Source organism: Streptomyces sp. NPDC007907 (assembly GCF_042959365.1).
Classification (GTDB): Bacteria; Actinomycetota; Actinomycetes; order Streptomycetales; family Streptomycetaceae; genus Streptomyces; species Streptomyces indiaensis.
This window is the reverse complement of sequence record NZ_JBIBKR010000008.1, coordinates 49,400-62,971: the sequence shown is the minus strand read 5'-3', so window position 1 is coordinate 62,971 and position 13,572 is coordinate 49,400. Positions and strand designations below refer to the sequence as shown.

Annotated in this window: 14 protein-coding genes; 8 read left to right on the top strand and 6 right to left on the bottom strand. The window is 72.1% G+C overall.

The window, feature by feature from the left end; all coding sequences use genetic code 11:
- Positions 1-12: 12 nt before the first annotated feature.
- Both aceB and ACFZDI_RS29825 read right to left on the bottom strand, forming a co-directional pair.
- On the bottom strand, positions 13-1,638 hold the full coding sequence (gene aceB / locus ACFZDI_RS29830; protein ID WP_391254622.1) for a malate synthase A: 1,626 nt from the start codon (positions 1,636-1,638) through the stop codon (positions 13-15).
- Positions 1,639-1,846: 208 nt separating this feature from the next.
- The gene (locus tag ACFZDI_RS29825; RefSeq protein WP_234845688.1) at positions 1,847-2,461 is read right to left on the bottom strand and encodes an NTP transferase domain-containing protein; all 615 of its coding nucleotides are present in this window, start codon (positions 2,459-2,461) and stop codon (positions 1,847-1,849) included.
- A gap of 247 nt (positions 2,462-2,708) precedes the next feature.
- Between ACFZDI_RS29825 and ACFZDI_RS29820 the strand changes: the two genes are divergently transcribed.
- On the top strand, positions 2,709-3,035 hold the full coding sequence (locus ACFZDI_RS29820; RefSeq protein WP_391254619.1) for a DUF5955 family protein: 327 nt from the start codon (positions 2,709-2,711) through the stop codon (positions 3,033-3,035).
- 75 nt (positions 3,036-3,110) lie between these two features.
- On the opposite strand, the gene ACFZDI_RS29815 is transcribed toward ACFZDI_RS29820, so the two are convergent.
- Positions 3,111-3,908, bottom strand: a complete 798-nt coding sequence (locus ACFZDI_RS29815; protein WP_161369035.1) for an IclR family transcriptional regulator — start codon at positions 3,906-3,908, stop codon at positions 3,111-3,113.
- A 248-nt stretch (positions 3,909-4,156) separates the two neighbouring features.
- Between ACFZDI_RS29815 and allB the strand changes: the two genes are divergently transcribed.
- Together allB and alc are read left to right on the top strand one after the other, a co-directional pair.
- The gene (gene allB / locus ACFZDI_RS29810) at positions 4,157-5,497 is read left to right on the top strand and encodes an allantoinase AllB (RefSeq protein ID WP_391254616.1); all 1,341 of its coding nucleotides are present in this window, start codon (positions 4,157-4,159) and stop codon (positions 5,495-5,497) included.
- Positions 5,498-5,535: 38 nt separating this feature from the next.
- Positions 5,536-6,651, top strand: a complete 1,116-nt coding sequence (alc, locus tag ACFZDI_RS29805) for an allantoicase (RefSeq protein ID WP_391254614.1) — start codon at positions 5,536-5,538, stop codon at positions 6,649-6,651.
- A gap of 146 nt (positions 6,652-6,797) precedes the next feature.
- Here the strand turns inward: alc and ACFZDI_RS29800 are convergent, their stop codons facing one another.
- Positions 6,798-7,541 (bottom strand): 3-oxoacyl-ACP reductase family protein, encoded by a 744-nt coding sequence (locus tag ACFZDI_RS29800; protein WP_234845684.1) that lies wholly within the window; start codon positions 7,539-7,541, stop codon positions 6,798-6,800.
- 237 nt (positions 7,542-7,778) lie between these two features.
- Between ACFZDI_RS29800 and ACFZDI_RS29795 the strand changes: the two genes are divergently transcribed.
- Both ACFZDI_RS29795 and ACFZDI_RS29790 read left to right on the top strand, forming a co-directional pair.
- Complete coding sequence (locus ACFZDI_RS29795; RefSeq protein ID WP_391254612.1) at positions 7,779-8,600, top strand: AIM24 family protein; 822 nt, start codon at positions 7,779-7,781, stop codon at positions 8,598-8,600.
- A 107-nt stretch (positions 8,601-8,707) separates the two neighbouring features.
- A complete protein-coding gene (locus ACFZDI_RS29790) occupies positions 8,708-9,103 on the top strand; it encodes a ribonuclease domain-containing protein (RefSeq protein ID WP_391255261.1) in 396 nt (131 codons plus the stop codon).
- Positions 9,104-9,139: 36 nt separating this feature from the next.
- On the opposite strand, the gene ACFZDI_RS29785 is transcribed toward ACFZDI_RS29790, so the two are convergent.
- The gene (locus ACFZDI_RS29785) at positions 9,140-9,340 is read right to left on the bottom strand and encodes a hypothetical protein (protein WP_234845681.1); all 201 of its coding nucleotides are present in this window, start codon (positions 9,338-9,340) and stop codon (positions 9,140-9,142) included.
- A gap of 178 nt (positions 9,341-9,518) precedes the next feature.
- On the opposite strand from ACFZDI_RS29785, the gene ACFZDI_RS29780 reads away from it, so the two are divergent.
- Both ACFZDI_RS29780 and ACFZDI_RS29775 read left to right on the top strand, forming a co-directional pair.
- Positions 9,519-10,793, top strand: a complete 1,275-nt coding sequence (locus tag ACFZDI_RS29780) for a histidine kinase (protein WP_391254609.1) — start codon at positions 9,519-9,521, stop codon at positions 10,791-10,793.
- Between the two features lie 112 nt (positions 10,794-10,905).
- Entirely contained in the window at positions 10,906-11,583 is a 678-nt protein-coding gene (locus tag ACFZDI_RS29775; RefSeq protein WP_391254606.1) for a response regulator, read from the top strand.
- A 62-nt stretch (positions 11,584-11,645) separates the two neighbouring features.
- Here the strand turns inward: ACFZDI_RS29775 and ACFZDI_RS29770 are convergent, their stop codons facing one another.
- Positions 11,646-12,668 carry a Gfo/Idh/MocA family oxidoreductase gene (locus ACFZDI_RS29770; RefSeq protein WP_391254604.1) on the bottom strand — a complete coding sequence of 341 codons (1,023 nt, stop codon included), beginning with the start codon at positions 12,666-12,668 and terminating at the stop codon, positions 11,646-11,648.
- A 128-nt stretch (positions 12,669-12,796) separates the two neighbouring features.
- On the opposite strand from ACFZDI_RS29770, the gene ACFZDI_RS29765 reads away from it, so the two are divergent.
- Positions 12,797-13,534, top strand: a complete 738-nt coding sequence (locus ACFZDI_RS29765; RefSeq protein ID WP_234845744.1) for a GntR family transcriptional regulator — start codon at positions 12,797-12,799, stop codon at positions 13,532-13,534.
- Positions 13,535-13,572 lie beyond the last annotated feature (38 nt).

The following is a 13,572-nucleotide window of genomic DNA, read 5'->3' as shown; positions in this document are numbered from 1 at the left end:
AGCCCTTCCGGGTCAGCCCTTGAGCTGCTCGTACGCCGGGAGCGTCAGGAAGTCGGCGTAGTCCTCGTCGAGGGAGACCTTCAGCAGCAGGTCGTGCGCCCGCTGCCAGTTGCCGGCGGCGAAGGCCTCGTCGCCGATCTCGGCCCTGATGTTCGCCAGTTCCTCGGCGGCGACCTTGCGGGCCAGCTCGGCGGTGACCTGCTCGCCGTTGTCGAGGACGACCTCGGCGTTGATCCACTGCCAGATCTGGGAGCGGGAGATCTCGGCGGTGGCCGCGTCCTCCATCAGGTTGAAGATGGCGACCGCGCCCATGCCGCGCAGCCAGGCCTCGATGTAACGGATGCCGACCTGCACGGCGTTGACCAGACCCGCGTACGTCGGCTTGGCGTCCAGCGAGTCGACGGCGATGAGGTCGGCGGCCCGGACGTCGACGTCCTCGCGCAGCCGGTCCTTCTGGTTCGGCTTGTCGCCGAGGACCTTGTCGAACGACTCCATGGCGATCGGCACCAGGTCGGGGTGGGCGACCCAGGAGCCGTCGAAACCGTCGTTCGCCTCGCGGTCCTTGTCGGCGCGGACCTTCTCGAAGGCGACCTTGTTGACCTCGGCGTCCCGGCGGGAGGGGATGAAGGCCGCCATGCCGCCGATGGCGTGCGCGCCGCGCTTGTGGCAGGTGCGGACGAGGAGTTCGGTGTAGGCGCGCATGAACGGGGCGGTCATTGTCACCGCGTTGCGGTCCGGCAGCACGAACCTGGCGCCGCCGTCACGGAAGTTCTTGACGATGGAGAACAGGTAGTCCCAGCGGCCCGCGTTCAGGCCGGAGGCGTGGTCGCGCAGCTCGTAGAGGATCTCGTCCATCTCGTACGCGGCGGTGATCGTCTCGATGAGGACGGTCGCGCGGATCGTGCCTTGCGGGATGCCGACGTAGTCCTGCGCGAAGACGAACACGTCGTTCCAGAGGCGGGCCTCCAGGTGGGACTCGGTCTTGGGGAGGTAGAAGTACGGGCCCTTGCCGAGGTCCAGCAGGCGCTGGGCGTTGTGGAAGAAGTACAGGCCGAAGTCGACCAGCGCGCCGGGCACGGGGGTGCCGTCGGCGTCGACGAGGTGACGCTCGTTCAGGTGCCAGCCACGCGGGCGCATCACGACCGTGGCGAGCTCCTCGTTCGCCTTCAGGGCGTACGACTTGCCGGACTTCGGGTCGGTGAAGTCGATGCTCCGGGTGTAGGCGTCGCTCAGGTTGACCTGCCCGAGGACCACGTTCTCCCAGGTGGGCGCGGAGGCGTCCTCGAAGTCCGCGAGCCACACCCGGGCGCCCGAGTTGAGGGCGTTGATGGTCATCTTGCGGTCGGTGGGACCGGTGATCTCGACCCGGCGGTCGTTCAGGGCGTCCGGGGCCGGGGCGACCTTCCAGGAGTCGTCGGCGCGGATCGCGGCGGTCTCCGGAAGGAAGTCGAGGGTGGAGGTGCGGGCGATCTCGGCGCGGCGCTCGGCTCGGCGGGCGAGCAGCTCGTCACGCCGGGGCGTGAACCGCCGGTGCAGCTCGGCCACGAACGCGAGCGCCGCTTCGGTGAGGACCTCCTCCTGCCGGGGCAGGGGCTCGGCGTCGACGATGGCCAGCGGGGACGGCGCTGGAGCGGACATGAACGGTCACTTCCTTCAGCGAGCTGTGAAGACGAGCCGGCGTGCTCGGCACCGGGTGCCAGTCTTCCCGAATACGGCGTTCCACGCCCTGAGAGCCGTCGGGCGCTTCTGAACAGTGGATACTAGTTTCCTCATGGTGGAAGTTCAATCGTCTGTTGATGTCGAGATTCTCTGAGTCGAGGCAAGGTGGCGCTCCGTGCCACCCCGCTCACTCCAGGTGGGTCAGATCGGCTTCGGTGTCGATGTCGAAGGGCCGGGCCACGTCCCCGCACTCGATCAGGGCGACGTCCTGCCGATGCTCCTTCAGGTAGGCGCGGGCCCCCCGGTCTCCCGTCGCAGTCGCGGCGATGCCCGCCCAGTGGGCGGCGCCGAACAGCACGGGGTGGCCGCGCACGCCGTCGTACGCGGCGGAGGCGAGCGACTCCTCGCCCTCGTACGTCGTGAGGACCCGGGCGACCGCCTCGGGCCCGATGCCGGGCTGGTCCACCAGGGACACCAGGGCGGCCCGGGCGCCCGTGCCGGCGAGCGAGTCGAGCCCGGCGCGCAGTGAACTCCCCATCCCCTGCTTCCAGTCGGGGTTGTCGACCAGGACGCAACCCGCCAGCGAGGCCCGGGCGCGCACGTCGTCGGCCCGTGCGCCGAGGACCACGTGGACGGTCGCGCAGCCGCCCTCCCGCAGCACCCTCACCGCGTGCTCCACGAGGGGCCGCCCCCGGTGCGGCAGCAGTGCCTTGGGCCGTCCGCCGAGCCGCCGCCCGCCACCGGCCGCGAGCAGCAGTCCCGCGACCGCCCCCGTCCCGTCCGTCGTCTCCCGTGTCGTCATGGCTCCTGCATACCGCACGCCCCGTACAGGGGTGCGACGGCGCGGGGTGCGCGTCGGACAGGCGTGCGCTCCGGGCCAGAGAGTCACTCAGCGAAACAAGTCGATGACGCAATGGACTGGCGCCTGGCGGTCCGCGTCGTTTACTGTCGCCCGCACCGACCGGCCCGGTCCCCGGACGGGTGCCCGGTGTGGGGGACTTCGCGTCGGAACGGCACGCGCACGACGAGGTGCGAGGGGGAGGACTGTGGTGCCGAGCGTCGAGCAGAAGCGGCAGGGGCCCGTGGCCCGTGGCGGGGGCGACCCGCGCGTGACGGAGCTGCACGCGGCCGTGTCCCGGTTACGCCGCCGACTGGCCGCCCATCCGGGCGAGTTCGCCGACCGGACCATCGCCGAGGAGGAACTCGCCGCGGTGGCCGCCATGGCCGTCGACGGCATCCCCGAGATCCCCCGGCTGCGTCGCTCCCTCCTGCTGATCGCGGGCGCGATCGGTTCGGTGAGCGCCCTGTCCGCGGAACTGGCGGACGTGCGGCGGGCGGTGGATCTCTTCGGGGGGCCGGTGCGGGGTCAGGGGTGAGGCCCGCGTCCAGAGCGGGCCGCGGGAAAGGGGGAGCGCTGCGCGGGCCCCGTGTGCGGACCCGGCGCCGACCCGTTACGCGGGGCTCTGGCTGGCGAGTGCCTCGGACAGTTCGCCCGCGACCTGCTGGAGCACCGGCACGATCTTGTCCGTCGCCGCTTCCGTGACCCGTCCCGCCGGGCCGGAGATGGAGATGGCCGCGGCGGTGGGGGAGTCGGGCACCGGCACCGCGAGGCAACGGACCCCGATCTCCTGCTCGTTGTCGTCGATGGCGTAGCCCTGCCGGCGCACGTCCTCCAGGGCCGCGAGGAAGCCGTCGGGCGTCGTGATCGTCTTCTCGGTGGCGGCGGGCATGCCGGTGCGCGAGAGCAGCGCCCGCACCTCCTCCGGCGGGAAACCGGCGAGCAGGGCCTTGCCCACGCCCGTGGAGTGCGGCAGCACCCGCCGGCCGACCTCGGTGAACATCCGCATCGAGTGCTTCGAGGGCACCTGCGCCACGTAGACGATCTCGTCCCCGTCCAGCAGTGCCATGTTCGCCGTCTCGCCGGTCTCCTCGACCAGACGCGCGAGGTAGGGCCGCGCCCAGGTGCCCAGCAGGCGGGACGCCGACTCGCCGAGGCGGATCAGGCGCGGGCCGAGCGCGTACCGGCGGTTGGGCTGCTGGCGTACGTACCCGCAGGCCACCAGCGTGCGCATCAGGCGGTGGATGGTCGGCAGGGGCAGGCCGCTGCTCGCGGACAGCTCGCTCAGGCCGACCTCGCCACCCGCGTCCGCCATCCGTTCGAGCAGGTCGAAGGCGCGCTCCAGGGACTGGACGCCGCCGTTGGCGGAGGACCGGGCGGAGTCGGTGGTGCTGGCGCTGGACGTCGGCACGGCGCGTTCCTTTCGGGGCGGGCGGGAAGGGCAGAAGCCTACCCGGCGGTCGGTTGACTCCCCGCTCGTACGTAGCTACGTTCTGCTTGCTGGAAGTTTAATTCCGCTTTATGGAAACGTCCAGGGGTGTCCGCCTGAAGTGCGGCGCAGCCCAGTGTGCCCTTGACTGCGCGAAAGAGGGAGTGAAGACTCCTTCAACAGAAAGTTGAATTCCGTTACGCGGAAGTGGCTGGAAGTAAGGGGTCCGGGTGTCCGACGCTGAACTGGTGCTGCGCTCGACGCGAGTCATCACCCCCGAGGGAACGCGGGCCGCATCCGTCGTGGTGGCCGGCGGCACGATCACGGCCGTCCTCCCGCACGACGCGCCCGTACCGGAGGGCGCCCGTCTGGAGGACCTGGGCGACCACGTTCTGCTGCCCGGTCTGGTCGACACGCACGTACACGTCAACGACCCCGGCCGCACCGAGTGGGAGGGGTTCTGGACCGCCACCCGCGCCGCGGCGGCCGGCGGCATCACGACCCTCGTCGACATGCCCCTGAACTCCCTCCCGCCGACCACCACCGTCCCGCACCTGCGAGCCAAGCAGCAGGTCGCCGCCGACAAGGCGCACATCGACGTCGGCTTCTGGGGCGGCGCCCTGCCCGACAACGTCAAGGAGCTCCGGCCGCTGCACGAGGCCGGTGTGTTCGGCTTCAAGGCCTTCCTGTCGCCGTCCGGCGTGGACGAGTTCCCGCACCTGGAGCAGGGCCCCCTCGCCCGCGCCATGGCGGAGATCGCCGCCTTCGACGGCCTGCTCATCGTGCACGCCGAGGACCCCCACCTGCTCGCCTCCGCCCCGCAGCAGCCGGGCCCGAAGTACGCCGACTTCCTCGCCTCCCGCCCCCGGGACGCCGAGGACACCGCCATCGCCCGGCTGATCCGCGAGGCGAAGGCCCTCGACGCACGCGTGCACGTCCTGCACCTGTCCTCCAGCGACGCCCTGCCGATGATCGCCGAGGCGCGGGCGGAGGGCGTCCGCATCACCGTGGAGACCTGCCCGCACTACCTGACCCTCACCGCAGAGGAAGTCCCCGACGGCGCCAGCGAGTTCAAGTGCTGCCCCCCCATCCGCGAGGCCGCCAACCAGGACCTGCTCTGGCAGGCCCTCGCCGACGGCACCATCGACTGTGTCGTCACCGACCACTCCCCGTCCACGGCCGACCTGAAGACCGACGACTTCGCGACGGCCTGGGGCGGCATCTCCGGACTCCAGCTGAGCCTGGCCGCGGTGTGGACCGAGGCCCGCAGGCGCGGGCACGGCCTGGCGGACGTGGTCCGCTGGATGTCCGCGCGCACCTCCGCACTGGTCGGGCTCGACGACCGCAAGGGCGCCATCGCGGTGGGCCGCGACGCCGACTTCGCCGTCCTCGCCCCCGACGAGACCTTCACCGTCGACCCGTTGGCCCTCCAGCACCGCAACCGGGTCACGGCCTACGCGGGCAGGACCTTGCACGGCGTCGTGAAGTCCACCTGGCTGCGCGGGCAGCGCATCGTCGCGGACGGCGAGTTCACCGAACCGAAGGGGCGGCTCCTCACCCGGACCAACTGAATCCCACCCCGGACACCCGAAAGGAAGACCTGATCATCGTGACGGCGATTCCCCGTTTCACCGGCGACGCGAACCCCTACGGAGGCGGCGACCCGTACGCGGACTACCGCACCGCCGACTTCCCCTTCACCTCGTACGCCGACCTCGCCGACCGGCGGCTCGGGGCCGGTGTCATCGCCGCCAACGACGAGTTCTTCGCCCAGCGCGAGAATCTGCTGGTGCCCGAGCCCGCCGCGTTCGACCCCGAGCACTTCGGGCACAAGGGCAAGATCATGGACGGCTGGGAGACCCGCCGCCGCCGGGGCGTCTCCGCCGACCACCCCTGGCCGACCGAGGAGGACCACGACTGGGCGCTGGTCCGCCTCGGCGCCCCGGGCGTGATCCGCGGGATCGTCGTCGACACCGCCCACTTCCGCGGCAACTACCCGCAGGCGGTGTCGGTCGAGGGCACCTGCGTGCCGGGCTCCCCGTCGCCGGAGGAACTCCTCGGGGACGACGTGAAGTGGACGACCCTCGTCCCGCGCACCGCGGTGGGCGGCCACGCGGCGAACGGCTTCGCCGTGGACGTCGAGCAGTGCTTCACGCACCTGAGGGTCAACCAGCACCCCGACGGCGGCATCGCCCGCCTGCGCGTCCACGGCGAGGTCGTCCCCGACCCCGCGTGGCTGGAGGCGCTGGGCACCTTCGACGTCGTCGCCCTGGAGAACGGCGGCCGGGCCGAGGACGCCTCCAACCTCTTCTACTCGCCCGCCTCCAACACCATCCAGCCGGGCCGCTCCCGCAAGATGGACGACGGCTGGGAGACCCGCCGCCGGCGCGACCAGGGTCACGACTGGATCCGCTACCGGCTGGCCGAGCAGGCCCGGGTCCGCGCCCTGGAGATCGACACCGCCTACCTCAAGGGCAACAGCGCCGGCTGGGCCTCGGTGTCCGTCAAGGACGGCGAGGACGGCGAGTGGCAGGAGATCCTGCCCCGCACCCGCCTCCAGCCCGACACCAACCACCGCTTCGTCCTGCCGGAGCCGGCCGTCGGCACCCACGCGCGCGTGGACATCTTCCCCGACGGCGGCATCTCCAGGCTCCGCCTGTTCGGCTCCCTGACCCCGGAGGGCGCGAGCCGGCTGGCGGCCCGCCACCAGGAGCTCGGCGGCTGACCCGACCCGTGGGGCGCACCGGCCGGACAGCACCGGTGCGCCCCACGCACTTCGGACGTACATCCCTCATGCCGCGCGTGCTTCACGACGTGCATGCCTGAAGCCGGGCGTGACTCACGACGTGCATGCCTCATGTCACGCGTGCCTCACGCCGCGTGGCCTCCGTCCACCGAGAACTCCGCCCCGGTCACGTACGTCGCCCCCGCCAGGTAGGCGACCATCGAGGCCACCTCCTCCGCCGTTCCGAACCGGCCCAGCGCCGTCATCGCCGCCTGGCCCGCCGCGAACGGTCCGTCCGCGGGGTTCATGTCGGTGTCGATGGGGCCGGGATGGACCAGGTTCGCCGTGATCCCGCGCCCGCCCAGCTCCCGGGCCAGTGCCTTGGTCAGACCGGCCAGGGCCGCCTTGCTCGTCGTGTAGAGCGTCCCGCCGGGCCCCGGCACCCGCTGGGCCATGCAGCTGCCGATCGTGATGATCCGCCCGCCCTCGGGCAGCCAGGCCGCGGCAGCCTGGGAGGCCAGGAAGACACCCCGTACGTTGACGGCGAGGACCCGGTCCACGTCCGCGAGCGACAGGTCCTCCAGCGGACCCAGCACCCCCACTCCGGCGTTGTTGACCAGGATGTCCAGCCGGCCCAGCGTCTCCGCCGCCGCGTCCACCATCTCGGCCGCCTCCGTGGCATCGCCCGTGTCCGCGCGCAGCGCCACTGCCCGGCGCCCCAGCGCCTCCACGGCCCGTACGACGTCCTGGGCCGCCTCCTTGCCGTTCACATGGCCGACGGCGACGTCCGCGCCCTCCCGGGCCAGCCGGACCGCCGTCGCCGCGCCGATCCCGCGGCTCCCGCCGGTCACGAGAGCCACCTTGCCGTGCAGGGTTCCTTGAGAAGTCATGGGTCCATCCCACCGGCCGCACGGCACCGGCGCTGGCGGCGAACGGACGTCGAGGTCCCCCCCCGGCCCGACGAGGCCCCCACGCTCCTCAGGCCCTCAGGCTCCTCAAGGTCCGCAGGCTCCTCAAGGCCCCCGGCCCGTCCACGCCCCCGGGTCCGACGAGGCCCCCCGGCCGTCGAGTTCCTCCGCCCGGAGCACATCCGGAACCTTTCCCTCCGCCTCCTCCGTTCTCCGGTCGTGACACTTCAGCAAGAGATCGTCGGCAACGCCATGCAGATGGCGGTCGTCAGCCTGCAGCCCGGTCAGACGGTGTACTGCGAGGCCGGGAAGTTCCTGTTCAAGACGACGAACGTGACCATGGAGACGCGCCTGGGCGGCCCGTCGGGCGGTGGCGGTCAGTCGCAGCCCGGCAGCAGCGCTTCCGGCGGCATGGGCGGGCTGCTGCGCCAGGCCATGGGCACGGCGATGCAGGCGGGCCAGCGCGTCCTGGCGGGCGAGTCGCTGGCCTTCCAGTACTTCACCACCCAGGGCGGCGAGGGCACCGTCGGCTTCGCGGGGGTGCTGCCCGGGGAGATGCGCGCGCTGGAGCTGGACGGCACGCGCGCGTGGTTCGCGGAGAAGGACGCCTTCGTGGCCGCCGAGTCCACCGTCGACTTCGGCGTCGCCTTCCAGGGCGGCCGTACCGGCAGGAGCGGCGGCGAGGGCTTCGTCCTGGAGAAGTTCACCGGACGCGGCACGGTGATCATCGCCGGAGCGGGGAACTTCATCGACCTGAACCCGGCCGACTTCGGCGGTCGCGTGGAGGTCGACACCGGCTGCGTCGTCGCCTTCGAGGAGGGCATCCGCTATGGCGTCCAACGCGTCGGCGGCCTCAACCGCCAGGGCCTGATGAACGCGGTCTTCGGCGGCGAGGGCTTGTCCCTGGCCACCCTGGAGGGCGACGGCCGCGTCATCCTGCAGTCCCTCACCATCGAGAGCCTCGCAAACGCCCTGCGAAAGGCCCAGGGCGGCGACAAGCAGGGCCCGACGGGAGGGCTGTTCTCGACGAACGCCCAGTGAGGGGGCGGGAGCGAGGGTGAACTTCCCGCGAACGGACGGGGCTTCACAGGAAATTCTCCTGGCTTGTCATTGACATGCCAGCGTCTACGCGCGTCATCATGAGCGTCATGAATTTCCCCCCACGCGCCTCGCGGCTGGGCGCAGCAGCCGTCCTCCTGTCCGCCCTCCTCGTCGGCGGAACCGTCTCCGCCACCACGGCCGACGCCGCCCCCACCGCCGTCGGCGACATCTGCTACAGCGACCTGCCGTCCCAGGCCCATGACACGCTCGACCTGATCGAGCAGGGCGGCCCCTACCCGTTCGACCAGGACGGCACCGTCTTCCAGAACCGGGAGGGCGTCCTGCCGGGCAAGTCGTCCGGCTACTACCACGAGTACACGGTCATCACCCCGGGCTCCTCCACGCGCGGCGCCCGGCGCATCGTCACCGGTGAGCAGAACCAGGAGGACTACTACACGGCCGACCACTACGAGTCGTTCGACCTGGTCGACCACGGCTGCTGAGCCCCGACGCCCGGGGGCCGGACGTCCGTCGGTGTCTCAGACGGACCTCCGGCTCCCGGCGGCCGCGAACAGGGCGACGCCCAGCACGAGCAGCGCGACGCTCGCGTAGATCTCGTAGCCGTCGAGGAACCCCAGGCGCTGCACCAGGCCCCAGTTCCAGTCGGTGAACTCGTGCACCAGGCCGGCCACGCCCTGGACCAGGGCGAGGAAGCCGAGAATCTCCAGTACCTGCTTCATGCCACCAGAGTCGTCCCGCGCACCCCCCACGCACATCGGCCGCGGGAGGGGCGCACGGCGACGGAAGTCCCCGCCGCCGCGCGGCGGCGGCATCGAAAGTATGCGTCGTGACGACTTCGGTCGACGATCCCGCCCGCGCACGGGTGGGGAGGGTGCCGACTGCGTAGATTGGTCGCTCGTGACGGGTGACGACGTGGGGCACGCCTCCCCGGTGCCGGTGGGGGAGACACCCGCACTGTTCACCGGACGCAGATGGTTCTTCCCGTCGGCCCTCCTGCACGAACTCGACCCCGACGCCGCCCGGCCCGGGCGGCGGCCCCGGCGCACCGCCCGGGACTGGGTCGTCGACTTCTTCTGCTTCATGCTGGCCGTGCTGGTGGGCGCGCTGGCCGCCGACGCCCTCGCCGGCAACCCGCACGTACCGGACGGACTCGCCGTCGTCGACCAGGTGGCGGGCGCACTGGCCTGTGCGGCCGTCTGGCTGCGGCGCCGTTGGCCGCTGGGGCTGGCCGTGGCGCTGACCCCCGTCAGCTTCCTGTCGGACACCGCGGGCGGCGCGGGCCTCATCGCCCTGTTCACCCTCGCCGTGCACCGCCCCTTCCGCTACGTGGCCTGGGTGGGCGGCGTCAACATGGCGCAGGTGCCGCTCTTCTACTGGGTGCGGCCCGACGCGGATCTTCCCTACCTGGTGAGCGTGGTGTTCGTCGAGGTGCTCACCGTGGCGACCATCGGCTGGGGCATGTTCGTACGGGCCAAGCGGCAGCTCCTGCTGAGCCTGCGGGACCGGGCCCGGCGCGCCGAGACGGAGGTGCGGCTGCGGGCCGAGCGGGCCCAGCGGCTCGCCCGCGAGGCCATCGCGCGGGAGATGCACGACGTGCTCGCCCACCGGCTCACCCTGCTGAGCGTGCACGCGGGCGCCCTGGAGTTCCGGCCCGACGCGCCCCCGGCTCAGACGGCGCGGGCGGCGGGCGTGATCCGGGAGAGCGCACACGAGGCGCTCCAGGACCTGCGGGAGATCATCGGCGTGCTGCGGGCGGGCGAGGCCGACGACACGGGCCGGCCGCAGCCGACCCTCGGGGCGCTGGACACCCTGGTCGCCGAATCCCGGCAGGCCGGCATGAAGGTCTCCCTCGACCACCGCGTCGAGGACCCCGCCGGCGTCCCGCCCTCGGTCGGCCGCACCGCCTACCGGATCGCCCAGGAGGGCCTGACCAACGCGCGCAAGCACGCCCCCGGAACGGAGGTCGCGGTGACCGTCACCGGCGCACCGGGCACCGGGCTCACCGTCCGTGTGCACAATCCGCCGCCCGAGGGCGAGGTGCCGCCCGTCCCCGGCTCCGGGCAGGGGCTGATCGGCCTCATGGAGCGGGCGACGCTGGCCGGAGGCCGGCTCGAGCACGGCCCCACCCCGCAGGGCGGGTTCGAGGTACGGGCGTGGCTGCCGTGGGGGTGAGCGCCCGGCCCCTGTGCCGTCCGACCCCTCTCCACCCGCCCGGCCCTCTCCCCGTCCGGGCCCCTTCCCGTTCCGACCCGCAGCCCGGGCCCGACGTGATCACGTACCGCTCATGACTGCGATCAGAGTGCTCCTCGTCGACGACGATCCGCTGGTGCGGGCCGGGTTGTCCTTCATGATGGGCGGCGCCGACGACATCGAGATCGTCGGCGAGGCCGCCGACGGAGCCGAGGCGGAGACGCTCGTCGACCGCACTCGTCCGGACGTCGTGCTCATGGACATCCGGATGCCGACCGTGGACGGTCTCACGGCGACGGAGCGGCTGCGCGCCCGCGAGGACGCCCCGCAGGTGGTGGTGCTCACCACCTTCCACGCCGACGAGCAGGTGCTGCGCGCCCTGCGCGCCGGCGCCGCCGGGTTCGTTCTCAAGGACACCCCGCCGGCCGAGATCGTCGCGGCGGTGCGCCGGGTCGCGGCCGGTGACCCGGTCCTGTCGCCCACGGTCACCCGGCAGCTGATGCGGCACGCCGTCGGCACCGCCGCCGACACGCGTCGCACCCGCGCGCGGGCACGCATGACCGACCTCAACGACCGTGAGCGCGAGGTCACCGTCGCCGTCGGCCGGGGCCTGGCCAACGCCGAGATCGCCGCGGCCCTCTACATGAGCGTCCCCACCGTGAAGACGCACGTCTCACGCATCCTGGCCAAGCTCGACCTCAACAACCGTGTGCAGATCGCGCTGCTCGCCTACGACGCGGGACTCCTGGAGGAGGAACCGGAAGGGCACTGACCGGCGGGCACCGACCGGTAGAGATCGACCGGCAGGGACAGCCGGGCCCGCAGGGACAGCAGTCAGGCGAACGCCGGAGGGGATCCGCCGGGGATCTCACCGAGGTGGACCGGCCTGCGCTCGCGGCGCGACAGCTCGCACGCCTCGGCGACCCGCAGTGCCTGCAACGCCTCGCGCCCGTCGCAGGGGTTGGCCCGCTCGCCCCGGACCACCTCGACGAACGCGTTCAGCTCCGCCTCGTAGGCTGGGCCGAACCGCTCCAGGAATCCCGACCAGGGCTTGTCCGCGGCCGGTGGCCCGGTCGGCTCGGTGGACGCGATCGGCGTACGGTCGTCCAGCCCGACCACGATCTGGTCGCGCTCCCCGGCGAGTTCCATGCGCACGTCGTAGCCGGCCCCGTTCATCCGGGTCCCGGTGAGGGTGGCGAGCGTGCCGTCGTCCAGGGTGAGGAGCGCGGCGGCGGTGTCCACGTCACCCGCCTCGCGGAACATCCGGGGCCCGGCGTCCGACCCGGCGGCGTAGACGTCCGTCACCTCCCGGCCGGTCACCCAGCGCAGGGCGTCGAAGTCGTGGATCAGCGTGTCCCGGTACAGCCCGCCGGACAGCGGCAGCCACGCCGCGTCCGGCGGCGCCTGGTCGCTGGTGAGCGCCCGCACGGTGTGCAGCCGCCCCAGCCGGCCGGACCGCACGGCCTCGCGCGCCCCCGTGTAGCCGGCGTCGAAGCGGCGCTGGAACCCCATCTGGAGAACCGTTCCGGCGGTCTCGACCTCGGCGATCGCACTCAGGCTGCCCGGCAGGTCCAGCGCGATGGGCTTCTCGCAGAACACCGGCAGACCCGAGCGTGCTGCCCGACCGATCAGTTCGGCGTGGGCCGATGTCGCCGTCGTGATGACCACGGCGTCCACCCCCCAGCGGAAGATCTCCTCCACGCCGGGCGCCGCCGTCTCGCCCAGCCGGTGCGCCAGTTCCTGGGCCCTGGCCGGGTCCGCGTCCGTCAGGATCAGGGAGCCGACGTCGCGATGCCGGCTGAGCGTGTTCGCGTGGATGGTGCCGATGCGGCCCGTACCGATGACGCCGATGCGCATGAGAACAAAGTGCGTGCGCAGCCCGCCGCTGTCAATCTGTATGTCCGGACAATCTGACTACACGACTTCCCGTCAACAACGCACGGGGCTACGCTCGGCCCGTGCCGAAACCAGAAGTGGACCCGACCGTGCAGCTCGAGCTGAGCGTGGACCGCAGCTCTCCCGTGCCGTTGTACTTCCAGCTGTCCCAGCAGCTGGAGGCCGCGATCGAGCACGGCACGCTGACCCCCGGCAGTCTGCTGGGCAACGAGATCGAACTCGCCGCCCGGCTCGGCCTGTCCCGGCCGACCGTCCGCCAGGCGATCCAGTCACTCGTCGACAAGGGCCTCCTCGTACGCCGCCGCGGTGTGGGCACCCAGGTCGTGCACAGCCAGGTCAAACGCCCCCTGGAGCTCAGCAGCCTCTACGACGACCTGGAGGCGGCGGGCCAGCGCCCGGCCACCAGGGTCCTCGTGAACAAGCTGGTCCCCGCCTCCGCCGAGGTCGCCGCGGCACTCGGCGTCGCCGAGGACAGCGACGTCCACCGCGTCGAACGCCTCCGCCTCGCCCACGGCGAGCCCATGGCCTACCTGTGCAACTTCCTGCCCCCCGGCCTCATCGACCTCGACACCGACCAGTTGGAGACGACCGGCCTCTACCGCCTGATGCGCGCGGCGGGCATCACCCTGCACAGCGCCCGCCAGTCGATCGGCGCCCGAGCGGCGACGGAGGAGGAAGCGGAGCGCCTCGCGGAGGAGACGGGGGCCCCGTTGCTGACGATGCAGCGGGTGACGTTCGACGACACCGGCCGAGCAGTGGAATACGGCACACACACCTACCGCCCGACGCGCTATTCGTTCGAGTTCCAGTTGCTCGTACGGACCTGATTTTTCACGGGCGCGGGGAACTGCGCGACCGGCCCCCA